This window comes from Oribacterium sp. C9 (genome assembly GCF_002007235.1).
Classification (GTDB): Bacteria; Bacillota; Clostridia; order Lachnospirales; family Lachnospiraceae; genus Oribacterium.
On record NZ_MUHW01000004.1, the window covers coordinates 56,578 to 79,802 of the forward strand.

Genomic DNA, 23,225 nt, shown 5'->3' on the forward strand with positions numbered 1-23,225 from the left:
ACACAATTGATAATTGTGTTATCATGCGCCTTACGGTGAATAGATAAATGGCGGAATGTGTGATATGAATGCGTTTAATTGTTATCATACGCGTTACGGAGAATAGTGACTGATGTGACCTGATTTCGATATTCAGTCTTATGTCCGAAAGCTTTTTCGCTTTAATATGTGTCACTTTAGAGCCGGTATGGGTTCAATATGATATGGAGGTAAAGCTATGTCAACAAATGCAAATTCAAGCCTCGAGGGAAACAACGTGGTCCTTTGCGCGGCTAATTCATATAATCAGAAGTTTTTCATGAATCCGGAGTACAACAATCTTCCGGAGGATGTGCTTAAGGAGCTTAAGATAATATCCGTAGAGTATACGGAAGAGATCGGCGGTATCTTCCTTATGGAGTTCAATGCCGACAACAAGCTGGTGCTCAAGTCGATGCACGAGGACGGAGATGTTATGTTCGATGAGGATAACTCAAGAAAGAAGATCAACAGCATCGCCGAGAAGTACGAAGCACTTTTTACAAAGCTTGAGACCTATTATTCTGCTATCCAGGCTCTTCATGGCAATGTCAGAAGAGGCGAGAGCGAGGTAGAGATCACAGACGAGGACAGAAATGCAGAGCCCGGTGCCAACAACCCGGAGGGAATCGCTGAAGTTAGAAGAGCGACAGCCGAGGAGGTAGAATCAATGTATGGATCCTCCGAGGTGGACAAGACGGTAGTAGCGGAGAATGAGCAGGGCTCCATCCGTATGACGGGCTCATGGGATATGCCGGTACACCCGGATGACCCGGACGCAGAGAATACAGCATATCATACGTTATTTGGGGATTAATCCGCTTTCTATGAAAGCGGATGCCGCCCAGCCGGCGAGGCTGGTTTTTCTTAGTACATTTGTGATTTAGAAAGAATATTAATGAAAATCGGAAACATTGAACTTAAAAACAATGTGGTGATGGCGCCTATGGCGGGGGTCACAGACCTCCCGTTCAGAACATTGGTACATGAAATGGGTGCGGGACTCACCACAACAGAGATGGTCAGTGCAAAGGCCATCTTATATAAGAATAAAAATACTGAGGAGCTCATGAAGAGGGATGGCGATGGAACTCCTGTTGCGGTTCAGCTCTTCGGCTCAGACCCTGAGATAATGTCGGATATAGCTCATCAGATCGAGGACAGGTTCGATATGATAGATGTGAACATGGGATGTCCTGTTGGTAAGATAGTCAACAACCATGAGGGATCGGATCTTATGAATCACCCGGATCTCGCTTATGAGATATTGAGCAGTATGGTGAAAAAGTGCCATGTCCCTATCACAGTGAAGTTCCGAAAGGGCTTCATGAAGGAGGATGATACAGCGGTAGAGTTCGCAAAAATGGCCGAAAGCGCCGGCGTATCCGCTGTGACGGTACATGGAAGGACCCGCTCCCAGATGTATGCCGGAAAAGCGGACTGGGACGTTATAAGACGGGTAAAGGAAGCTGTAAAGATACCGGTATTCGGTAATGGAGATATCTTTGAGCCTGAGGACGCGAAGAGAATGCTTGAAGAGACAGGCTGCGACGGTGTGGCTATCGCAAGAGGCGCTCAGGGTAATCCATGGCTCTTCAAGAGGACTATACATCTACTGGAAACAGGAGAGCTTCTTCCGAAGCCGGAGCTTAAAGAGATCATCGAAATGATCCACAGACATACTGAGCTGATGCGTTCCATAAAGGGCGAATTTACTACTATAAGAGAGATGCGGAAGCATATTTCATGGTATACGGAAGGACTTCCGAATTCATCCCGTCTGAGGGCTCAGGTGAATACCGCGGAGAGTATCGAAAAACTCTATGAGCTGGTTGACAAACTACTTATTAATGTATAAAATCAGCATTTGTAAAATCGTAAGGTAAAGGTGTAATATTGCGCCTAAAAGCCGGAAATTTAACATCAAAATTACCGGAGTCATGGCTTTTTACGCATGAAGAATGCGTTGAGAGCATAGACATTGGCAGAGGCATATGAGAGGGATACAAAAATTTCTGAATGTATCAAAGGTTTTTGCATTCTGATCATTTAAGATATGACCGGGATATGGGTAGACCGCCCGGGGAACATCAGTTTTTTATGTGAAAGGAGCTATGGTAAACATGGCAGAGGAGCAGACAGTAAAGAAAAACTTACTCACACGTGCAGGTCTCAAGAAGTATGAGGAAGAGCTTCATGATCTCAAGGTAAACCGCAGACAGGAGATCGCTGCAAAGATCAAGGAAGCAAGAGAGCAGGGCGATCTTTCAGAGAATGCCGAGTATGATGCAGCGAAGGATGAGCAGCGTGATATCGAGGCAAGAATCGTTGAGCTCGAGACACTTCTCAAGAATGTAGAAGTTGTAGACGATACCGTAGAGGGTGAGATCAATGTTGGATGCCGCGTTCTTCTTCTCGATGAGGAGTTTGACGAGGAAGTTACATACTATATCGTAGGTTCTTCAGAGGCAAACAGCCTTGCAGGAAAGATCTCAAACGAGTCTCCTGTAGGTCATGCTCTTCTTCATCATAAAGCAGGTGATGAGGTAGAGGTTGAGACTGATGCAGGTCTTCTCAAGTTCAAGGTACTTGAGGTAGCTCGTCACGAGGCTGAGTAATTCGGAAATACTTTAAATATCGGACGGCGGGGTGAATGTGGCCCGGCCGTCTTCATTAGCATAAAGCGGTGTATGCGGCTGAAACGAGCTGTACGCACCATGAGACACATGGTTCTTCATGTGTAGATTTCATATTCAAGAGGGAGAGAAACATGGCAGAGAATCAGGAGAACAACCAGCAGAATGCTGTTGTGGATACAAACCATATCGTACAGGCTCGTCGCGACAAGCTCGCTGAGCTTCAGGCAGCAGGACAGGATCCGTTTGAGATCACAAAGTTCGAGCAGACACATCATTCAGAGGAGATCAGAGAGAACTTCGAGACTCTTGAGAACCAGCATGTAGCCATTGCCGGACGTATCATGCTTAAGAGAGTCATGGGTAAGGCTTCATTCGTACATATCCAGGACAAGCAGGGCAGAATCCAGTCTTATGTATCACGTGACGGTATCGGAGAGGATGAGTACAAGGCATTCAAGAAGCTCGATATCGGTGATATCATCGGCGTTGAGGGCTATGTATTCAAGACAAAGACAGGTGAGATATCTGTTCATGCTGAGAAGCTCACACTTCTTTCCAAGTCTCTCTATCCGCTTCCTGAGAAGTTCCACGGAATCCAGGATACAGACACAAGATACAGACAGAGATATGTAGATCTCATCATGAACGAGGATTCCAAGAAGGTATTCATGAAGCGTTCACAGATCATCCGTGAGATTCGTAACTTCCTTGCAGGACGTGACTTCATGGAAGTTGAGACACCTATGCTTGTTTCCAATGCAGGCGGCGCTGCTGCTCGTCCATTCGAGACACATTACAATGCTCTCGATGAGGATGTTAAGCTTCGTATTTCTCTTGAGCTCTACCTGAAGAGACTTATCATCGGCGGCATGGAGAGAGTATTCGAGATCGGAAGAGTATTCCGTAACGAGGGTGTAGATACACGTCACAATCCTGAGTTCACACTTATGGAGCTCTATCAGGCATACACAGATTACAACGGTATGATGGAGCTTACAGAGTCCATGTTCCGTTATCTTGCCGAGAAGGTTTGCGGTACAACCAACATCACATATCAGGGCACAGAGATCGACCTCGGAAAGCCATTCCGTCGTCTCACTATGACAGATGCCATCAAGGAAGAGACAGGTATCGACTTCGATACAGTCAAGACCCTTGAGGAGGCTCGTGAGCTTGCCAAGAAGAACCACATCGAGTTCGAGGAGCATCACAAGATCGGTGATATCGAGAACCTCTTCTTCGAGACATTCTGCGAGGAGAAAATGATCCAGCCTACATTCATCATGGATCACCCTGTTGAGATCTCACCTCTTACAAAGAAGAAGCCATCAGATCCTGCAAAGGTTGAGCGTTTTGAGCTTTACATCTATGGACGTGAGATGTGTAATGCTTACTCAGAGCTTAACGATCCTATCGATCAGAGAGAGCGTTTCAAGGCACAGGATGCACTTGCTGATGCCGGCGACGAGGAAGCTAACCACACAGATGAGGATTTCCTGCATGCTATGGAAATCGGTATGCCGCCAACCGGAGGTATCGGTTACGGAATCGACAGACTTGTTATGCTGCTGACAGATAGTTCAGCGATTAGGGATGTACTGCTTTTCCCTACGCTCAAATCAACTGGCAAATAAACCTAGTATTTATGCGGGTTACGAGGCTTAAAAATAAGTCTGACCTCAAAATGACCACAAAAAAGTCCGATATAGTCAGAAATAATCAGAAATAATTTGTGTGGGAAAACGAAATTAGGCATTTTTTTGAAGCCACTTTCTAAAGAAATTTAGAAGGTGGCTTTTTTTCGTACAAAAATCCCTGTCACGAGTCAAAAACTAAGGAGGATTTTTCAATGAACGAACCTGAGAAGTATTTAACACCGGAGAAGATGAATGAGGTCAGACAGCGCAACAGGAGCCTGCGCAGACAGTTCCTGAAGTATAAGGATGCAGAAATTGTCTACAGCCTGACTCACAGGAAACTTTTGGAGATGGCTGATGAAGCCGGAGCCATCTATCGTATCGATGGAACCGTGCTGATCAATCGTGATATCTTCGATGACTACCTGGAACAGTTTCATCAGGCACCATGCACTTATTCGGCTTATACCAAGCGTAAAAAGCTGGAAGCCGGAAAGGAGGAGGCATGACGGGGAACATTTGGATGTGCTCCCATCTGTTGGATACCGATGATTTGGAATTTGGAAAGCACGAGTTCATCACCTACAAGATGGGACAGGAATACTACGGAATGGGTGAGCATAAATTCGCTAATCTGGCATGGAAATCCGGCGCCGTGTATAAATGCGGAAAGCTGGTGTTAATCCGCAGAGATATTTTGGAAGCTTACATGAGGGCCAATAATGTGAAGGAGGGTTTATATGAATCCGAAGAAGACGAAGATGCCACAGCTGAGTATTGATAAGTATAAGGACATGAAAGTCATCAATAAGAAGTTCTTATCTCAGAAGGAAGGCGCAGAACTGTACAGTATGGGTATAGAGACCTTCCGAACACTGGCAAATGAAGCAAATGCCGTATACAAGATAGGAAAGAAGGTCCTGATAAACGCAGAGGTTTTTGAGGAATATCTGGAATCCTTCCGAGTTTGGAGGTGATGGTATGACACCTCGCAGAACGGTATTTGTATGTATCAGGCCAAAGCGCTTTTTCAGATTAAACGAACTGGCAAATCTGTTGTCCATGGATAAAAAGATCCTGTATAAGAATGCAATACTTTGCGGAGCACTGTACCGAATAGGAAGCAGAAAGCTGATTAACTTGGAACTATTGCTTCTATTCTTTGAAAAGGCCGGGAATCTTGCAGAAGAAATCGACAGTAAGTATTGCCAGGTGAAGGATGCGGCTTCATTTTTTGGAGTGGATGAAAGCGCTGCTATGCAGATTGCATCGGACGCAGATGCGCTGTTTAAGCTCCGTGAGCTGTATCTGGTGGATGTGAAGAAGATGAAAGCGTATGTAGGAAAGTTCAATTACAAAGTAGATATCTTCGATGTAGATGCCATCGAAGAGCAGGCAAAGATCGAAAGGAGATTACAACGATATGTGTAAGGTAATAGCAATTGCAAATCAAAAGGGCGGTGTGGGTAAGACCACCACAGCAGTAAATCTTGGGATGGGACTTGCGGAGGCAGGAAAGCGAGTGCTTCTAATTGATGCGGATCCGCAGGGTTCTCTGTCCATTTGTCTCGGATTCCGTGAACCGGACAAGTTAACGGACACCTTATTTGATATCATTACGAAAGAAGCAAACAATGAGCCTATCAGCATGGGTTACGGAATCATTCATGTGAAGGACTATGTGGACCTGATAGCGGCCAATATCGAGCTCGCAACAGCGGAGATCTCATTATCCTCCACTTTATGCAGAGAATCGATTCTGAAGTCATATATCGAGGATCTGAGGCCTGTCTATGATTACATCATTATAGATTGCATGCCGTCCCTTGGAATGTTAACCGTAAATGCCCTGACATGTGCGGATACCGTGCTTATTCCGGTTCAGGCGGCTTACCTGCCTGTAAAGGGCCTTCAGCAGCTTATCAAGACCATCTACTCTGTAAAGCGTCAGCTGAACAAGGAGTTGGAGATTGAAGGTATCCTGCTTACTATGGTAGATAACAGGACCAATTACGCCAAAGATATCGTGCTTCAGGTAAATGATGCTTATGGAAAGACGATTCCTGTATTCCCGATTGAGATTCCTCTTTCCGTCAGGGCTGCAGAAACAAGTGCTGCAGCAAAAAGCATTTATGAATACGATCCGAAGGGAAAGGCAGCTTTTGCATATGTATCCCTGACAAAGGAGGTGCTTGCTCATGGCTGTTAAGAGACCGGAGATTCACTTTGAGAGTGTAGAAGAACTCCTTGGTGTACCGCAGATGCAGGATGGTACAGAGCTTGTGAAGGTGAGAGATATCTTTCCTTTTAAGGATCATCCCTTCAAGGTTGTTGATGATGAGAAGATGGATGAGCTTGTAGAAAGCATTCGAACCAATGGAGTACTGACACCTGTACTGATTAGACCGAGATCCGAAGGCGGATATGAGATGGTGTCCGGGCATCGTAGGTTGCATGCAGCTGAAAAGGCAGGATTAGAGAAGATTCCTTCTATCATCAAGGAAATGAGCGATGATGAAGCCGTAATCGCTATGGTGGACTCGAATGTTCAAAGGGAAGAGATTCTACCAAGTGAGCGGGCTTGGAGTCTCAAAATGAAAATGGATGCTACAAGAAGACAAGGAGCACGAACTGATGTGGATGACACTTGTCGCACTGAGTGCGACAAGTTAGGAACCAAAACAGCAACGATAGTAGGAGAATCTGTTGGATTGAAAGCACGACAGGTTCAGAAATATATTCGTTTGACGGAATTAGTTCCGCCACTCTTGGATCTCGTAGATGAAAAGAAGATCACAATCTCCATGGCTGTAGATATGTCCTACTTCAACGAAGAGGTTCAAGGCTGGCTCCTGGATTATTACAAGACCAATGGTAAGATTATCCCTATGACAGGGCGATGATAACGGAGATCTTTGATCTGATCGTGGATACGGTGTGCTCTAAGAAGGATACCATTCGCGTGGCCGGAGATAATAAGCCATCCTCAGTGGTGAAGAGCCAGCTGATGAAACTGGATCACAGTCATGTGGAGTTTGTCCTAAACGGTATAAAAGAGAACACTACACAGGTCCGCTGTATCAAGCAGTACCTGCTGGCATCGCTTTACAATGCTCCTCTTACCATCAGCAACTATTATCAATCCCTGGTGAACCATGATATGGCCACCGGGAAAATCTAATAAAGGAGAAGACTTAAAAATGGCAAATATAATTTCAATAGACTTAGATCCCTTAAAGGATGGGATTATCGGAACTGTAGATAAGGCGGAGAGCACAGCCGGCAGGTATGTGATTGTGGGAACCAATTTTGATCACAGAGTGATTTCTGAGAAAGTGTTTCAGGCATATATCGATGAGATGAATAAAAGGGAAATCCTTGGTTGCATCATCATCGAAAACTATATGCTTTTCTATGATTCAACCAAGCTCGTCAATGTGGATGGCGAGAATTATCTCATTGGAAGTTTCCTTTTAGTGAAGCTGGCCGAGACAGGAGATTCTGCTTATCTGTGGCTTTCAGAAGACGACATCGAGGAGGCGAAGGAAGATATTTCCGGATATTTTGCAGAACTGATCATCAACGGTGAGCGTTATGAAGCACTGTGCGTAGGTTAAGGAGGTGAGTGCATGAGCAGAACAGTACCCAGAGTATATGTAACCGCGGCATGGCCAAAGAACCGTGTAGATGCGGAGGAAACAGCCCGTAAATATTGCAGAGAGCTGGTAAACGCAGGATATCTTCCTGTCTGCCCGATTTTGTCCTATAGCGGTGTGTTTGATGAGGATGATCCGGATGCCTGTAAAAAGCGCAGGGAAATGGCAGAGGACGATCTTCGCAGATCCAGATTCATCGTGGTTTGCGGAAAGAAAATCAATGATGAAGTTAAGGAGGACATCTCCATTGCCAAGAAAGCCAGAGTCATCTACACCACGCTGGAAGGAGTGCTCGAATGCAATGGATAGAAAGGCAGGTGATGAACGTTGCAGGAGGAAGTGGAAAAGAAAACAGTCTCGCTAGCGATTCAGGCTATCAAGCTGACGTTTCATGAGATTGAAGCTGCCTGGCGAAAATTTCAAAATGAGCAAAGCATGAAGCGGGCTTACAGACAGAAAGACATGACCAAACATGGCAAACAGTCTGTGAAGGAACTGATTGGCCAGGGGCAGGGGGTGTCCACGATTGATGTGGCTGATGTGGGACTTAAAGACTTCAAGAAAATGGCTCAAAAGTATGGAGTGGATTTTGCGGTAGTCAAAGACAAAAACGTGGATCCGCCGAAATATACCATTTTCTTCAAGGCGAAAGATGCGGATGCCATCAATAAGCTGATGACAGATTATGCTACCAAACAGCTGAAGAAGGAGCAGAAGGCTGAGCGTCCAAGTATCCTGAAGAAACTTCAGAAGTTCAAAGAATTCGTGGCAAAGCTGCCTCGCAAAGAACATGAGAAGAGAAAGGAGCATGAGCGATGAATACAAAGCTTAAGAAAAAGATTATCCTGAATCTTCCGTACGTCCTGGTAGGTCTGTTTGCTACAAATCTTGGTGAGGCCTGGCGACTTGCAAGTGGAAGCAATGCCTCTCAAAAGGTGCAGAGTCTGGTGCTGGACGGAATATTCGGCCGGGCTTTTTCCAATCCGATGCCAAGCCTCATCCCATTAGATCTGCTTATCGGTATCGCCTGTGGAGCAGCTTTAAAACTTGCGGTGTATATCAAAGGCAAGAATGCCAAGAAATATCGCCACAATGTCGAATATGGCTCCGCCAGGTGGGGAACACACGCAGATATAGAACCGTACATGGATCCGGTATTTGCAAACAACGTGATTCTCTCCCAGACGGAGCGACTTACAATGAGCAGCCGACCAAAGAATCCGAAATACGCCAGAAACAAAAATATTCTGGTTGTTGGAGGCAGTGGTTCCGGTAAAACGAGGTTTGTACTGAAGCCAAATCTGCTTCAGATGCATTCTTCTTATGTAGTTACAGATCCCAAGGGAACGGTGGTCAATGAATGCGGTAACGCACTTGTGAAGAATGGATATAAGGTGAAAATCTTCAATACCATCAACTTCAAAAAGAGTATGAGATATAATCCATTCGCCTATATTCATGGCGAGACGGATATCTTAAAGCTGGTTACCACGCTGATTGCCAACACCAAAGGGGAAGGAAAAGGAGGCGATGAGTTCTGGGAAAAGGCAGAAAAACTGCTATACACAGCACTTATTTGGGCGTTGAAACGGATCAGGTCATGCAAATTGCATCTGATGCGGACGCGCTTTTGAAGTTGCGGGAGATATTGTTGATAGACATGAATGCTCTTAAGAAGTACATCGTGAAGTTCGGACATAAGGTGGAGCTCTTCGATGTAGATGAAATCGAGCTAATGGCCAAAATAGAAAGGAGACGTCAGTATTATGTGTAAAGTAATTGCAGTAGCAAATCAGAAAGGCGGCGTGGGAAAGACCACTACTGCCATGAATCTTGGAATGGGACTTGCAGAAGAAGGCAAGCGAGTATTGCTTGTGGATGCGGATCCGCAAGGTTCTCTAACCATTTCAATCGGATATCGTGAGCCGGACAAATTAACGGACACATTATTTGATATCATTATGATGGAAGCGAATAATGAGCAGATTTCCATGGGTTATGGCATTATCCATGTGAAGGACTATGTGGACCTGATAGCGGCCAATATCGAGCTTGCAACGGCAGAGATCTCATTATCCTCTACTCTGTGCAGAGAATCGATTTTAAAGTCATATATCGAGGATTTAAGGCCTATATATGATTACATCATTATAGACTGCATGCCATCCCTTGGAATGCTGACGGTAAACGCATTAACCTGTGCAGATACAGTGCTGATTCCGGTTCAGGCGGCTTACCTTCCGGTTAAGGGACTTCAACAACTGATCAAGACGATTTATTCGGTAAAGCGTCAGCTGAATAAGGAGCTTGAAATCGAAGGGATTCTGCTCACTATGGTAGATAACCGGACCAATTATGCCAAGGATATTGTGATGCAGGTAAATGATGTTTATGGAAAAAGCATTCCTGTATTTCCTATTGAGATTCCGTTATCTGTCAGAGCGGCTGAGACAAGTGCAGTAGCTAAGAGTATTTATGATTATGATCCGAAGGGTAAGGCGGCATTTGCCTATGTATCCCTGACAAGGGAGGTGCTTGCTCATGGCTGCTAACAGACCGAGGATTCATTTTGAGAGTGTTGAGGAACTGCTTGGAGTACCACAGATGCAAGATGGTACCGAACTTGTGAAGATTAAAGATATCTTTCCATTCAAGGATCATCCCTTTAAGGTGCTTGATGATGAGAAGATGGATGAATTGGTGGAGAGTATTCGAACCAATGGTGTTTTGACTCCGGTTCTTATCAGACCAAGATCGGAAGGTGGGTATGAGATGGTATCCGGTCATCGACGGTTACATGCAGCAGAGAAGGCTGGTCTTGAAAAGATTCCTTCCATCATCAAGGAAATGGGCGATGATGAAGCCGTAATTGCTATGGTCGATTCCAACGTCCAAAGGGAAGAGATTCTTCCGAGTGAGAGGGCGTGGAGCTTAAAAATGAAAATGGAAGCTGTCACAAAGCAGGGAAAGCGTACTGATTTGGTCGAGAGTTCAACTTCTCGCACTCAGTGCGAGAAGTTATCCGCTGATGAGGTAGGCGAAACGATGGGGCTAAAGGCTCGCCAAGTTCAGAAGTATATCCGTCTTACAGAACTTATTCCCGAGCTGCTGCAGATGGTTGATGATAAAAAGCTGACGATCTCTATGGCGGTTGATATGTCCTATTTCAACGAAGAAGTTCAGGGATGGATGTTAGATTACATCATAACCAATGGCAAGATTACGTTGAAACAGATGGCTGCATTGAAAGAACTTGAGAATGTAGCCAATATTACGAAATACACTTTTACTGCAACGTTAAATGGAGCCCTTCCGGAAGGTAAGGGGAATGGCCGAGTTAATTTATCAGAACGTAAATTGAATAAGTACTTTCCGCCTCGCATGACAGCAAGGGAACGTGAACGCATTATCATCGAGCTGCTAGAGAAGTGGAAGGCTGAGAAGGAACAATAATATTAATATGTGCCGGAGGAGGGGAAGGCCTCCGGGCAGATCGGAGGGGACAATGAAGATCTTATTAAAACCTTTTGCTTGGATTTTGGCACTTGTATTAACCATTATGGATCTAATCATTCGAGCAGTAGTATTTGTATTCTGCCTGCTATCTTTCTTTGTGTTTGCGATTCTTGGAATACTTATCATTATTGCAATTGTGCAAAAAATGTGGACTGCGTTGATTGGCCTGCTTATTGCAATCGTAGTTGGAACGGTGTTGTTCTTCGGATCGGCAGGACTAAGTGCGGGTCTATGTAATTTGAGAAGTCGGATACTGAGTTGGTAAAACTGCGGTGCGATGTGACTTTTTTATATCTATGGTGTCCGTTAAATGGTATAATATCACTTAGAGGTATTTAACAGAGGTGGGGCTTATGAAGCTTATTTATTGGATTTTAATGGTGATTCCGGGGGTGGCATTCTTCATGGAAGATTTCGGAGAAGCTACGATTCCGCTTCGGATATTTGGAGTATGTCTGATACTGATTGTTATCTATGACATATGGAAAAATAAAGACATATCTCAATACATTTGTAAGATCATATATTTTCCACTGTTTCTGATTATTTGGACAGCGAAGGTTAAAGCGCAGATTAAGAAGAATAAACGTGCCCAGCGCCTGAAGTACTTCAGACCGTGGTACATCATATAGGACATGGTGATTGATATGAGTAGCAAGTATGATGATTTAATCAGATTTATTCCGGCATTAAAGAATGATGATTTTGGGAAATGGATAGTCGATCATAAAAATGATGGTACGCCGGAACATCCTATACAGTTTCCGTTTGTAAGCTATTCTGCATGTGTGCGTGAATTGGAACATGCAATTTATGAATTCGATAAGAATAACCCGGATATGGATCTCCATAACTATGGTGAGATTCTTGAGAAGAATGGCATTGAGTGGGGGATGAATTCGATGGAGAATGCAGATGTGTCTAAACTCGATGCAACAGCCATTCTTGCATTGCTTTTAGGTGCAGTTAGGGCTGAACGATTTTGTGATGGAGCACTATTATCTTTCTTAAAATCCGGAGCAATATTACGTTGGCTTGAACGATTGCAGGAGATAGCAGGAAAGGTGAGCAAAGATGAAGGTAATTCTGAGTCGTAAGGGGTTTGATTCTGCCAATGGTGGGATTGTTAGCCCAATATTTGAAGATGGTACGATGGTTTCTTTTCCAATCCCAAGTGATGATAAAGATACCTATGAAGATTTACAGTACAATGGGATTTCATATTCAAAAATCTTGGCTGATTTAAAGTATAAAGGCGGAATTCATTGCCATGTCGATCCAGATTTAGATCAGAGTAGGCGTATTAATAAAATAAGTGGTTGGGAGCCTGCTTTTGGACAGATTGATGCATCGGCAAGTTATTTGAAAAATATTGGTGTTGAAGAGGGCGACTTGTTTCTTTTTTTTGGAAACTTCCATCGTGTTATGAAAGAGAACGGTCATTATAAATATGTTCGTAGAACAGGCGATTTTTACAATGATAAAGATCTTCAAGTCATTTGGGGATACCTTCAAGTTGGAGAGATACTGGATAATCCAGAAAAGATAAAGGAAATTACATGGCATCCACATGCATGTGATAAGCGCATAAATAATGGAACCAATATGATCTTTAAGGCGACAGAGACGCTATCATTTGATAGGAGTAAGCCAGGGGCTGGACTGTTATCTTTTGACAAGAAAAGAGTTCTAACACTTGAGAATGCTAATAAGGCAACGTGGAAAAAGAACAGGGTATATGATCTAGACAATGTGCTTAGTAGTAGACAGAATTCTGCCAAGGACCCGTCTATAGGTATATATTATGCTGGCATTTGGCAGGAACTTGGATTAGTGGAATCAGAAGAATGTAGTAAATGGGCTATTTCAGTCATCGAATGAGCTGTCATTTTTAACGTACAGCTTATGCGGTATCTTATAATCAAGCAAAGTATCCAAGAAATGTTTGAAGGAGGTACCGCATGAAACATATCGTAGTTGATTTGGAAATGAACAGCATCCGCAAGAAGGATGATGCACGTAGAATATGTAATTTAGAGACGATAGAGATTGGTGCAGTTATGCTTGATGACAACCTGCAGGAAATCTCTTCTTTTCGTACCTATGTAAAGCCGGAGCACTGTGATGGTATTGCAAGAAACATCAGCAGACTTACCGGTATTACAGATGACATGGTTTTAAATGCACCAAAGTTCAATGAATCGCTTCGTATGTTTACCAACTGGTGCCTTGGAACTGGTGATGAAGTAACAGTATATGCCTGGAGTGATTCTGATTATATGGCAGTTGTATATCGCTTCGTGATTGATTCTGATAATGATAGCAGGGCTACAATCCTTGCTACAAATCAGTTGGTCGAGCATTTTGGAATCACTCCTGAACAGCTACACGCTGATGCAATGGAAAATGCACCTCGTATAAAGCCTGCTGAAATCAAAGGTATGGGAGAGGTAATCGCAGAAATGATGGGAGTCGATAAGGCTGAGATGGATGCTTTGTATCATGTTAGTCCTGAAGACGAACAGATCTTTGTGGCATCCGTACCGGATAAGGTACATGGTGCAGGAGTACTTGCATATCAGGGGTTCATGGATCAGGCTGCTGAAAGAGTTGGCGGAGACTTCTTTGTTTTACCATCAAGTATACATGAAATTCTCATCGTTCCTGATAATGGAAAAATGGGGCTTTCTGATCTTGAGAACATGGTAAGAGATGTTAATGCTACTCAGGTTGATCCTGTGGACAAACTTACCGATAACGTATATCACTATGACTCACAGGCTAAGATCTTTGAACTTGGCGAGAAGTTTGTGGAGCGTCAGAACGAGCGTGACGAGCCTGACATGGAAAAGGATGAGAAAGGATCAGTTCTTGATGATCTCAAGGCTAAGAAAGATGAGATTGCCAAGGCGCCTAAGAAGGAATCTGTTGATAAATCCACAAAAGATAAAGGTGGAGAAGCAATCTAATAAATTTTCATAATCAATAAAAGTAGCTAATGGATTATAGAGCGTCAGGACGGAAAAAATATCCGTTTTGACGCTTTTCTTTTGCCAGAAACAGAAAGGAAATGCTTATGTCATACAAAATCAATGGAGGAATAAAGATCATTATGTCAACTGTATCAACACCTATGGGACAGCAGGAACCACCGGCACATCCCAGAAACTGTGATCACGAGTGTCCGTATGGTCACGGAAGAGCTTTTTGCTGGCCATGCATGAAAACGGTTATAGCAGATCATAAATCAGCTAAAAAGCTATCCTAGGGAGCCTGATCATATGAAGTTTGACTACTTTTATGAGGAGCAGTCGGAAAGTTACAGTTTTTACCGGACACCAAAGGTTTTCTTTACGGATCAAAGATACAGCACGCTTTCTGCATTGGCAAAAATACTCTATGGATTACTTTTGGACCGGGTATCACTGTCTTTCAGGAATAAATGGATAGATGGAAATGGTCGGATATACGTTTATATGACCATATCAAGCATAGAGAAGGCTCTCGGAAAGTGTCATCAGAAGTCCATTAAGATTCTCAACGAACTTGATGATTTTGGGCTTATTGAACGTGTAAAGCAGGGTCAGGGAAAACCAGCCAGGATATATGTGAAGAACTTTGTAGCAGTATGTGATTCATACCACCAGAAGTATGAGAGACATACTTCTGGAAGTTTGCCGGACATACCTCTGGAAGTATGTAAAACATACTCTAATAATACTGAGATAAATAATACTGATATTAATAAGACTAATCCAATCCTATCAGGAGAAGATGTGGATAAGGATGAGAGAACAGCATACAGGGAATATCTTTTGGATCAGATGGATATGGCATATTTACGCGAAAGCTATCCATTTGAACACGAAACCCTTGATGCAATTCTTAATCTGATGCTGGATGTTATCTGCTCTAAAAGAAAATCCATAGTTGTTGCAGGGGATACCAGACCTGTCAGTGTTGTTAAATCACAGTTTTTGAAACTGGATTCATCACATATCGAATATGTGATGGACTGCATGAAGCATAATCCCACAAAGATTAGAAATATAAAACAATACTTACTTGCGGCACTATATAATGCGCCGCTAACCATAAATAGTTTCTACCAGTCCATGGTGAACAATGACATGAGCTGTAATTAGGACTGTATAACCAATATCGGAGGAATATAACAATGAATAGAAGATTAACTATCAATCTGGATCCAATTAACGATGGTTTTGTCGGAGACATTGAAAAGGCTGAAAGCACAGCAGGCAGATATGTAGTCATTGGCACAAATTATGAGCATAAGACGATTTCTGAAAGACAGTTTGACGAAATGATCAGTGAGCTTTCTGAAAAAGACAACCTGGGACTGCTCATGGTCTACGATTACATGATCTACTATGACAGATCGAAGCTTTTGGATATAGATGGGAATGATTACCTTATAGGGAGCTTTTTCCTTGTGAAGATAGCAGAAGATGGTCCGGATGACTATGAATGGCTTGGAAGTGAAGATATTGAAGAAGCTAAGGAAGACATAGCAGAGCGATTTACCGAAGTTATCATAGATGGCGAGTTTTATGATGCGCTTCTCATAGCCTAAGGAGGAAAAATGAGCAGGACAATTCCAAGAGCATATGTTACAGCAGCATGGAGTAAGAATAGGGTTGATGCTGAAGATCAAGCTCGAAAGTATTGCAGTGAACTTGTTAATGTAGGTTATTTACCACTTTGTCCGGTGTTGGCTTTCAGCGGAGTCATCAGTGAAGATGATCCGGATGGTGAAAATAAGCGCAGGGAAATGTCAGAAGATCTTCTTAAACGTGCAAGATTTCTCGTAGTATGTGGCAAAAAAATAAATGATGATGTTAAGGCAGATATATCTGTTGCAAAGCATTCGAAGGTTATACCTACTACTCTGGAGGGAGTGCTTGAATGTGGCGAATAATGTTTCTCTGCTGATAGAAAGGAAGTGATGACTTGCAAGAAGAAGTAGAGAAGAAAACGGTCAATTTAGCTTGGCAGACAACTAAGTTTTCCGTCAAGGGAATGTTCAAGTTTTTACAGGGCTACATGGCTGAGAGAAAGAGACAACTCACTCAGGGAAAAGTAACTAAAGATACACATGTCAAAGGCAAGCAGACAGTAAAGCAGCTTGTAGGTCAGGGTCAAGGCGTTTCGACAATGGAAATAGCGGGCTCAGGTATCAGAGACTTCAAGCGTATTTCCAATAAATATGGTTTAGACTTTGCAGTTACAAAAGATAAATCAGTAGATCCGCCACTATATACCGTGTTCTTCAAGACAAAAGATGCCGATGCAATCACTTCAGTACTGAAGGAATACACGGCAATACAGACTAAACGAAAAAAATCTCTGGACAAAGACAGGCCAAGCATTTTACAGAAACTGAAGAAGTTTAAGGATATTGTTGCAAACACCATCCATAAACAGAAGGAACATAAAAAGGAGCTTGATCGATGAAAAAGAACATTAAAAAGCTCCTAATCCTGAACATACCTTATGTGGCGATAGGACTGCTTGCGACAAACATAGGTGAGGCATTTCGTTTAGCTTCAGGCACAAATGCTTCTGAAAAATTGCAGAGTTTAGTATTGGATGGATGCTTTGGGACAGCATTTTCGAACCCATTACCAAGCCTTAATCCTATGGATTTACTTGTAGGTATCGGGATAGGTGCCGGCCTTAGACTTGCCGTGTTTCTGAAGGGCAAGAATGCAAAGAACTATCGACACAACCAGGAATATGGCTCTGCCAGGTGGGGCAAAAGAGAAGACATAGAACCATTTATGGACCCGGTATTTGAGAATAATGTAATCCTATCACAGACAGAAAGGCTGACTATGAACAGTAGACCTAAAAATCCTAAGTATGCAAGAAACAAGAACTTGCTAATTGTTGGAGGTTCAGGTTCCGGCAAGACCAGATTCGCGCTGAAACCCAACCTCCTGCAAATGCATTCATCATATGTTGTTACAGATCCGAAGGGAACTGTTGTAAATGAGGTTGGTAATGCACTTCTGAAAAATGGGTACGTGATGAAGATTTTCAACACTATCAATTTCAAGAAGTCCATGCATTACAATCCCTTTGCCTACGTACATGATGAAAAGGACATCCTAAAGCTTGTGACAACGCTTATTGCTAACACAAAAGGAGAAGGAAAAAGCGGGGATGAGTTCTGGGAGAAAGCGGAGAAACTTTTGTACTCGGCGCTTATCGGTTATATCCATTATGAGGCTCCGGAAGAAGAACAGAACTTTTCAACTCTCCTTGAGATGATCAACGCTATGGAAGTCAGGGAAGACGATGAGGAATTCAAAAATCCGGTAGATCTGATGTTTGATGAGCTGGCTGAAAGGGATCCAGATCACTTTGCTGTAAGGCAATATTCCAAGTACAAATTAGCTGCCGGAAAGACAGCAAAATCAATTCTTGTGAGCTGTGGTGCCAGACTGGCTCCATTGGACATTAAGGAGCTTCGGGAGATCACAGCCTATGACGAGCTGGAACTTGATACCCTCGGTGACAGGAAGACAGCATTATTCCTGATCATGTCAGATACAGATGCAACCTTTAATTTCCTTATCTCCATGATATACACACAGCTCTTTAATCTGCTATGCGAAAAGGCTGATGATGTGTATGGCGGAAGATTACCTGTACATGTACGGTGTCTGATCGATGAGGCGGCAAACATTGGCCAGATTCCTAATCTTGAAAAGCTTATGGCAACCATACGAAGCCGTGAGATTTCAGCAGCACTCGTATTACAGGCTAAGTCGCAGCTTAAGTCAATCTACAAGGATAATGCTGACACAATCATAGGTAACTGTGACAGTCAGATTTTCCTTGGTGGCTCTGAACAGACAACTCTTAAGGATCTCAACACCATCTTGGGTAAAGAGACAATCGATATGTATAACACAGGTGAGACCAGAGGAACGTCCCAGAGCTATAATATGAATTATCAGAAGCTTGGTCACGATCTTATGAGTATCGATGAACTGGCAGTCATGGACGGAAGCAAATGTATAGTCCAGGTCCGCGGTGTAAGACCATTTTTATCAGACAAGTATGATCTGACTCAGCACCCAAAGTATCCGCTGACTGCGGATGCAGACAAAAGGAACTGGTTCGATATCGAAAAGTTCCTGAATCACAAGTTAATATTGAGACCTGATGACGAATATGAAGTCATCGAAATGAATGAAGATTAAGGCTCTTTCCATGTGGCGATGAAGGTCACATAGAACAGAGCTTTTTCTATGCCCTAAACCAGGCTTTCAAGCTGTGAGGGCATTTATTATGCGCGCATATCCGAAGGTCAGTCGACGGGCCTACGGAAAGACAACTGAATATGGAAAACGTGATCCGCCATGAAACGGAAAGCGTACAGAAGCTAAATAGGAGGATGGAACCGGTGATGGGTCCCCATAAAAATAAGGGGATTTGCTTTCCGGTTCTTTTGGCGATCACAAGAAAAGAACAAACGAAACATAATCAAACAAAAATCCGGTTCCAAAAATCGGTATGGCATTTTTTAACAGCGCAGTTCAGGTACTTCAGAGTCTTGTAGTAGCACTTGGTGCAGGTCTTGGAATTTGGGGAGCAATCAACCTCATGGAAGGGTACGGGAATGACAACCCCGGCGCGAAGTCACAGGGCATGAAGCAGCTTATGGCCGGTGGCGGAGTTGCCCTTATCGGCACAACTCTTGTACCTCTTCTTTCAGGACTTTTCTGATTAGTCTCGGGGCATAAAGTGGTTCATAGCAGGAGGAAGCGGCTCAACGCTTCCTTCCAGGTTATGAATTCTTAGATACAGTATCTCAGGGGATGTAGCCCAACATAGGATTTCAGCATAGAAACATGCTTCATCTCCTGAGTTTTATCAAAAATGGAGGTAACAAGTGGACAGCGTTATACAATCAATTGAAGAGTGGTTCAAGGGTCTGCTTGTTTCAGGCATAATGTGTAACCTGAATAATACATTCAATGCCTTGAATGATCAGGTAGGAGAAATTGCTTCAGAAGTGGGTTCAACACCGGCAAACTTCTGTCCGGAGATATTCGACATGATAAAGAATCTTTCAGAGAATGTCATCATGCCTATTGCCGGAATACTTCTTACATTTATAGCCTGTTATGAACTGATCCAGCTGGTCATCAGCCATAATAACCTGGCAAACTTTGAAACCTGGATCTTCTGGAAATGGATATTTAAAACCTTCGTTGCGGTGACTCTCATCACAAATACGATGAACATCACAATGGCTGTGTTTGATGTTGCACAGCACGTAGTATCAAGTGCCGGAGGAATCATCTCAGGAAATACAGCGATTGATGCAAGTACCCTGGCATCCATGGAATCAACACTTGAAACTCTGGGAGTTCCGGAGCTTTTATCGATCTTTCTGCAATCCTTTATCGTGCAGTTTCTGATATACGTACTTTCTGCACTTATCTTTGTCATCGTATATGCAAGAATGATCGAAATCTACCTGATGGTCAGCCTTGCACCTATCCCCTTTGCAACCTTTGGAAACAGAGAACAGAGCATGATAGGACAGAATTATCTTAGATCACTGTTTGCACTGGGGTTCCAGGGATTCTTAATCATGGTTTGCGTAGGAATATATGCAGTTCTGATTGAAACAGTAACATTCACAACAGATATTGTAGGCTCCCTGTGGGGAGTCATGGGCTACACGGTACTACTGGCATTTACACTGTTCAAGACCGGAGCTGTAGCAAAATCAATACTACATGCGCACTGATATTGCTAATGTCTCAGAAAGACAAAATAGAATACCACGAATACAAAGAATACAAAGAAAGGAACATAGGTTAAAACAAATATGGCAGCATCGTACATCTCGGTACCTCGTGATCTTACGAAGGTAAAAAGCAAGGTGGTGTTCAATCTTACAAAAAGACAGTTGATATGCTTTAGTGTGGCGTCACTCTTCGGGGTTCCGTCATTTTTTCTTATAAAGCAGATCTCATCTGTAAGTACAGCAACCATGGGAATGATGGTAATCATGATGCCGTTTTTCTTTCTGGCCATGTATGAAAAGAACGGACAACACCTTGAGGTCATGCTCGGACATCTTATAGAGGCGACATTTATAAGGCCAAAGCATCGGCCCTACAAGACAGACAATAACTATTCTGCTTATGAAAGATACAGAAAAGCACAAACTGAAATCGATGAAATAATCAGTCATTCCAGAATAAAGCGAAGAACTAAATAATAAACCAAGGAGGACAAGTAATCTTGATATCACTATTTAAGAAACAGGAGAAAAGAGATATTAGAATGCCTTCGAATCTCACAAGGTCAGAACAAAATGAAATCAGGGATATCATTAAGAAAGCCCAGAAGGATGATGGCATTCCAAGAACAGCCCAGCAGTCGATTCCCTTTGACAGAATGTTCCAGGACGGTATCTGTAGGATTGGGACAGACTACTACACAAAGACGATCCAGTTCCAGGATATCAACTATCAGCTGGCCCAGCAGGAGGATAAAACAGAGATATTTGAGGAGTGGTGTGCATTCCTTAACTTCTTCGACAGCTCTGTGCACTTTGAGCTTTCCTTCATGAACATGGCAACAGATATCGAAGACTTCCGGAGCAGCATTGCTATTCCACACGCAAAGGACGGATTTGACAGCGTAAGGGATGAATACAGTACGATGCTTTTTCATCAGATGGAAGCAGGCAACAATGGTCTTACCAAGACAAAGTATCTGACCTTCGGCATATATGCAGAATCCATGAAAGCGGCAAAACCTAGGATCATCCATATAGAGACGGACATACTCAATAACTTTAAACGCTTAGGTGTACAGGCAAAGGTCCTGAGCGGAAAAGAGCGGCTGTATCTCATGCATCAGCAGTTCCATATGGGAGATAAAGAAAGGTTCAACTTCGACTGGAAGTATCTCACAGGGTCTGGTCTTACAGTTAAGGATTTTATCGCACCAAGCAGCTTCAGTTTCCCTAACGGCAAGAAATTCCAGATGGGTAATATTTATGGCGCAATGAGCTTCTTATCCATCGATGCTTCCGACATAAGCGACAGGATGCTTGCAGATTTCCTCAACATGGAATCAAGTCAGATAGTTACCATGCACATCCAGTCCGTTGATCAGAATGAGGCTATCAAAACAGTAAAGCATACCATTACAGAACTTGACAGAAGTAAGATAGAGGAGCAGAAAAAGGCAGTCCGTGCCGGGTATGACATGGACATTATTCCATCAGACTTAGCTACTTTCGGCAAAGATGCAAAGAATCTTTTAAAGGAATTACAGAGCCAGAATGAAAGAATGTTTCTATTAACATTCATCATCATGAACACCGGTCGAACAGATCAGGAACTTGAGAACAATGTCTTTCAGGCGAAGTCCATCGCACAGAAGCATAACTGTAATCTCGTAAGACTTGATTTTCAGCAAGAGCAGGGACTTATGAGTAGTCTCCCCCTTGCACAGAACCTTATCGAGATCCAAAGGGGGATGACTACAAGTTCCACGGCAATCTTTGTTCCCTTCACAACCCAGGAACTGTTCCAGTCAGGCAGAGAAAGCCTTTATTACGGCTTAAACGCATTATCAAACAACCTAATCATGGTTGACAGAAAACTTCTTAAAAACCCTAACGGGCTTATCCTTGGAACTCCCGGGTCCGGTAAGTCATTCGCCGCAAAAAGAGAAATCGCCAATGCTTTCCTCGTTACGGATGATGATGTTATCATCTCTGACCCAGAGTCAGAGTATGCACCACTTGTGGAACGTTTCGGAGGGCAGGTAATCAAGATCAGCACAACTTCAACACAGTACATAAATCCTATGGACATCAACAATAACTATTCCGATGACGATGATCCGGTATCCCTTAAGGCAGAGTTTCTCTTATCACTTTGTGAGCTTATCGTGGGCGGTAAGGAAGGACTTCTACCAGTAGAGAAGACGGTTATCGACAGATGCATCAGAAAGGTCTACAGGGATTATTATCAGAGTCCGACACCTGAGAACATGCCGGTCCTTGAGGACCTTTACAATGAACTTTTGCAGCAGGATGAACCGGAAGCAAGACATGTTGCAACGGCTCTTGAGATCTATGTAAAGGGATCCCTTAACATCTTTAACCACAGGACCAATGTTGATATCACAAACAGGATCGTCTGTTACGAAATAAAGGAACTTGGTAAACAGCTTAAAAAGATTGGGATGCTCATAGTTCAGGATCAGGTCTGGGGCAGGGTTTCCGCAAACAGAGCTGAAGGAAGATCCACAAGATACTATCTTGATGAGATGCACTTGCTCCTAAAGGAAGAACAGACTGCGGCATATACCGTAGAAATCTGGAAGCGATTCAGAAAGTGGGGCGGTATCCCGACAGGTTTAACCCAGAACGTCAAAGATCTTCTTTCCTCTAAGGAAGTGGAAAATGTCTTTGAGAACTCTGATTTCGTGTACATGCTTAATCAGGCAGTAGGTGACAGACAGATTCTTGCAAAGCAGTTAAATATAAGCCCGCATCAGCTTTCCTATGTGACACATTCAGGAGCCGGTGAAGGGCTTATTTTTTATGGCAATGTCATCCTTCCTTTCGTAGACAGATTCCCAAAAGATATCGAGCTCTACAGGATAATGACAACCAAGTTATCCGAGATTACTCAGGATAAAAAAGAAGAAAAGGATCTCATCAGATCTACATCATTGCCTAAAAAGAA

General features: G+C 43.2%; 32 protein-coding genes and 1 pseudogene. All 33 read left to right on the forward strand.

All coding sequences use genetic code 11. The features are described 5' to 3' along the window. Positions 1-217 precede the first annotated feature (217 nt). Entirely contained in the window at positions 218-835 is a 618-nt protein-coding gene (locus tag BXO88_RS03760) for a DUF6145 family protein (RefSeq protein WP_078036430.1), read from the forward strand. A gap of 75 nt (positions 836-910) precedes the next feature. After that, complete coding sequence (gene dusB, locus BXO88_RS03765) at positions 911-1,876, forward strand: tRNA dihydrouridine synthase DusB (RefSeq protein ID WP_078036431.1); 966 nt, start codon at positions 911-913, stop codon at positions 1,874-1,876. Between the two features lie 265 nt (positions 1,877-2,141). Next, positions 2,142-2,636, forward strand: coding sequence for a transcription elongation factor GreA (gene greA / locus BXO88_RS03770; RefSeq protein WP_044996478.1), 495 nt, complete (start codon positions 2,142-2,144; stop codon positions 2,634-2,636). A 152-nt stretch (positions 2,637-2,788) separates the two neighbouring features. Further along, positions 2,789-4,291 carry a lysine--tRNA ligase gene (lysS, locus tag BXO88_RS03775; protein ID WP_078036432.1) on the forward strand — a complete coding sequence of 501 codons (1,503 nt, stop codon included), beginning with the start codon at positions 2,789-2,791 and terminating at the stop codon, positions 4,289-4,291. 215 nt (positions 4,292-4,506) lie between these two features. Continuing rightward, positions 4,507-4,803 carry a DUF6462 family protein gene (locus tag BXO88_RS03780; RefSeq protein ID WP_078036433.1) on the forward strand — a complete coding sequence of 99 codons (297 nt, stop codon included), beginning with the start codon at positions 4,507-4,509 and terminating at the stop codon, positions 4,801-4,803. Beyond that, positions 4,800-5,075, forward strand: a complete 276-nt coding sequence (locus tag BXO88_RS03785) for a DUF6462 family protein (protein ID WP_078036434.1) — start codon at positions 4,800-4,802, stop codon at positions 5,073-5,075. Before BXO88_RS03780 ends, BXO88_RS03785 begins: the two co-directional genes overlap by 4 nt. Continuing rightward, positions 5,035-5,271 carry an excisionase gene (locus BXO88_RS03790; RefSeq protein WP_242945143.1) on the forward strand — a complete coding sequence of 79 codons (237 nt, stop codon included), beginning with the start codon at positions 5,035-5,037 and terminating at the stop codon, positions 5,269-5,271. Before BXO88_RS03785 ends, BXO88_RS03790 begins: the two co-directional genes overlap by 41 nt. A gap of 4 nt (positions 5,272-5,275) precedes the next feature. Continuing rightward, a complete protein-coding gene (locus BXO88_RS03795) occupies positions 5,276-5,725 on the forward strand; it encodes a DUF6462 family protein (RefSeq protein WP_078036436.1) in 450 nt (149 codons plus the stop codon). Further along, entirely contained in the window at positions 5,718-6,503 is a 786-nt protein-coding gene (locus BXO88_RS03800; RefSeq protein ID WP_078036437.1) for a ParA family protein, read from the forward strand. Before BXO88_RS03795 ends, BXO88_RS03800 begins: the two co-directional genes overlap by 8 nt. After that, positions 6,493-7,197: a ParB/RepB/Spo0J family partition protein gene (locus tag BXO88_RS03805; RefSeq protein ID WP_078036438.1), complete on the forward strand. Its 705-nt coding sequence runs from the start codon at positions 6,493-6,495 to the stop codon at positions 7,195-7,197. The genes BXO88_RS03800 and BXO88_RS03805 overlap by 11 nt, the downstream gene beginning before the upstream one ends. Beyond that, positions 7,194-7,475 (forward strand): DUF6017 domain-containing protein, encoded by a 282-nt coding sequence (locus BXO88_RS03810; RefSeq protein ID WP_078036439.1) that lies wholly within the window; start codon positions 7,194-7,196, stop codon positions 7,473-7,475. The genes BXO88_RS03805 and BXO88_RS03810 overlap by 4 nt, the downstream gene beginning before the upstream one ends. Positions 7,476-7,494: 19 nt before the next feature. Further along, on the forward strand, positions 7,495-7,911 hold the full coding sequence (locus tag BXO88_RS03815; protein WP_078036440.1) for a hypothetical protein: 417 nt from the start codon (positions 7,495-7,497) through the stop codon (positions 7,909-7,911). A gap of 12 nt (positions 7,912-7,923) precedes the next feature. Then, the gene (locus BXO88_RS03820) at positions 7,924-8,259 is read left to right on the forward strand and encodes a DUF7768 domain-containing protein (protein WP_078036441.1); all 336 of its coding nucleotides are present in this window, start codon (positions 7,924-7,926) and stop codon (positions 8,257-8,259) included. Positions 8,260-8,289: 30 nt separating this feature from the next. Continuing rightward, positions 8,290-8,769, forward strand: coding sequence for a PcfB family protein (locus tag BXO88_RS03825; RefSeq protein WP_242945144.1), 480 nt, complete (start codon positions 8,290-8,292; stop codon positions 8,767-8,769). After that, positions 8,766-9,584 (forward strand): type IV secretory system conjugative DNA transfer family protein, encoded by an 819-nt coding sequence (locus BXO88_RS03830; protein WP_078036443.1) that lies wholly within the window; start codon positions 8,766-8,768, stop codon positions 9,582-9,584. The genes BXO88_RS03825 and BXO88_RS03830 overlap by 4 nt, the downstream gene beginning before the upstream one ends. 17 nt (positions 9,585-9,601) lie before the next feature. Continuing rightward, on the forward strand, positions 9,602-9,724 hold the full coding sequence (locus BXO88_RS16935) for a hypothetical protein (protein ID WP_256363638.1): 123 nt from the start codon (positions 9,602-9,604) through the stop codon (positions 9,722-9,724). After that, entirely contained in the window at positions 9,717-10,502 is a 786-nt protein-coding gene (locus tag BXO88_RS03835; protein WP_078036444.1) for a ParA family protein, read from the forward strand. Before BXO88_RS16935 ends, BXO88_RS03835 begins: the two co-directional genes overlap by 8 nt. Continuing rightward, a complete protein-coding gene (locus BXO88_RS03840; RefSeq protein WP_078036445.1) occupies positions 10,492-11,403 on the forward strand; it encodes a ParB/RepB/Spo0J family partition protein in 912 nt (303 codons plus the stop codon). The genes BXO88_RS03835 and BXO88_RS03840 overlap by 11 nt, the downstream gene beginning before the upstream one ends. Positions 11,404-11,455: 52 nt before the next feature. Next, positions 11,456-11,731 carry a hypothetical protein gene (locus BXO88_RS03845; protein WP_078036446.1) on the forward strand — a complete coding sequence of 92 codons (276 nt, stop codon included), beginning with the start codon at positions 11,456-11,458 and terminating at the stop codon, positions 11,729-11,731. 88 nt (positions 11,732-11,819) lie between these two features. After that, on the forward strand, positions 11,820-12,098 hold the full coding sequence (locus BXO88_RS03850) for a hypothetical protein (RefSeq protein ID WP_078036447.1): 279 nt from the start codon (positions 11,820-11,822) through the stop codon (positions 12,096-12,098). Between the two features lie 15 nt (positions 12,099-12,113). Then, entirely contained in the window at positions 12,114-12,563 is a 450-nt protein-coding gene (locus BXO88_RS03855) for a DUF6508 domain-containing protein (protein WP_078036448.1), read from the forward strand. Further along, a complete protein-coding gene (locus BXO88_RS03860; protein WP_078036449.1) occupies positions 12,541-13,347 on the forward strand; it encodes a hypothetical protein in 807 nt (268 codons plus the stop codon). The genes BXO88_RS03855 and BXO88_RS03860 overlap by 23 nt, the downstream gene beginning before the upstream one ends. Positions 13,348-13,427: 80 nt before the next feature. After that, positions 13,428-14,435, forward strand: coding sequence for a DUF5688 family protein (locus BXO88_RS16795; RefSeq protein WP_242945145.1), 1,008 nt, complete (start codon positions 13,428-13,430; stop codon positions 14,433-14,435). A gap of 107 nt (positions 14,436-14,542) precedes the next feature. After that, a complete protein-coding gene (locus BXO88_RS03870) occupies positions 14,543-14,734 on the forward strand; it encodes a hypothetical protein (protein ID WP_078036450.1) in 192 nt (63 codons plus the stop codon). Positions 14,735-14,747: 13 nt separating this feature from the next. Beyond that, the gene (locus tag BXO88_RS03875) at positions 14,748-15,611 is read left to right on the forward strand and encodes a DUF6017 domain-containing protein (protein ID WP_078036451.1); all 864 of its coding nucleotides are present in this window, start codon (positions 14,748-14,750) and stop codon (positions 15,609-15,611) included. Positions 15,612-15,643: 32 nt separating this feature from the next. Next, positions 15,644-16,060 carry a hypothetical protein gene (locus BXO88_RS03880; protein ID WP_078036452.1) on the forward strand — a complete coding sequence of 139 codons (417 nt, stop codon included), beginning with the start codon at positions 15,644-15,646 and terminating at the stop codon, positions 16,058-16,060. A 9-nt stretch (positions 16,061-16,069) separates the two neighbouring features. After that, on the forward strand, positions 16,070-16,405 hold the full coding sequence (locus tag BXO88_RS03885; protein WP_078036453.1) for a DUF7768 domain-containing protein: 336 nt from the start codon (positions 16,070-16,072) through the stop codon (positions 16,403-16,405). Positions 16,406-16,437: 32 nt separating this feature from the next. Further along, the gene (locus tag BXO88_RS03890; protein ID WP_078036454.1) at positions 16,438-16,941 is read left to right on the forward strand and encodes a PcfB family protein; all 504 of its coding nucleotides are present in this window, start codon (positions 16,438-16,440) and stop codon (positions 16,939-16,941) included. Next, on the forward strand, positions 16,938-18,698 hold the full coding sequence (locus BXO88_RS03895; protein WP_078036455.1) for a VirD4-like conjugal transfer protein, CD1115 family: 1,761 nt from the start codon (positions 16,938-16,940) through the stop codon (positions 18,696-18,698). The genes BXO88_RS03890 and BXO88_RS03895 overlap by 4 nt, the downstream gene beginning before the upstream one ends. A gap of 313 nt (positions 18,699-19,011) precedes the next feature. Continuing rightward, a complete protein-coding gene (locus tag BXO88_RS03900) occupies positions 19,012-19,224 on the forward strand; it encodes a Maff2 family mobile element protein (RefSeq protein ID WP_078036456.1) in 213 nt (70 codons plus the stop codon). Positions 19,225-19,390: 166 nt separating this feature from the next. Next, complete coding sequence (locus tag BXO88_RS03905) at positions 19,391-20,257, forward strand: VirB6/TrbL-like conjugal transfer protein, CD1112 family (protein WP_078036457.1); 867 nt, start codon at positions 19,391-19,393, stop codon at positions 20,255-20,257. Positions 20,258-20,338: 81 nt separating this feature from the next. After that, on the forward strand, positions 20,339-20,734 hold the full coding sequence (locus BXO88_RS03910; protein WP_078036458.1) for a PrgI family protein: 396 nt from the start codon (positions 20,339-20,341) through the stop codon (positions 20,732-20,734). 65 nt (positions 20,735-20,799) lie between these two features. After that, positions 20,800-23,181, forward strand: a pseudogene (locus BXO88_RS03915) (VirB4-like conjugal transfer ATPase, CD1110 family); the annotation flags it as partial. Positions 23,182-23,225: the final 44 nt, after the last annotated feature.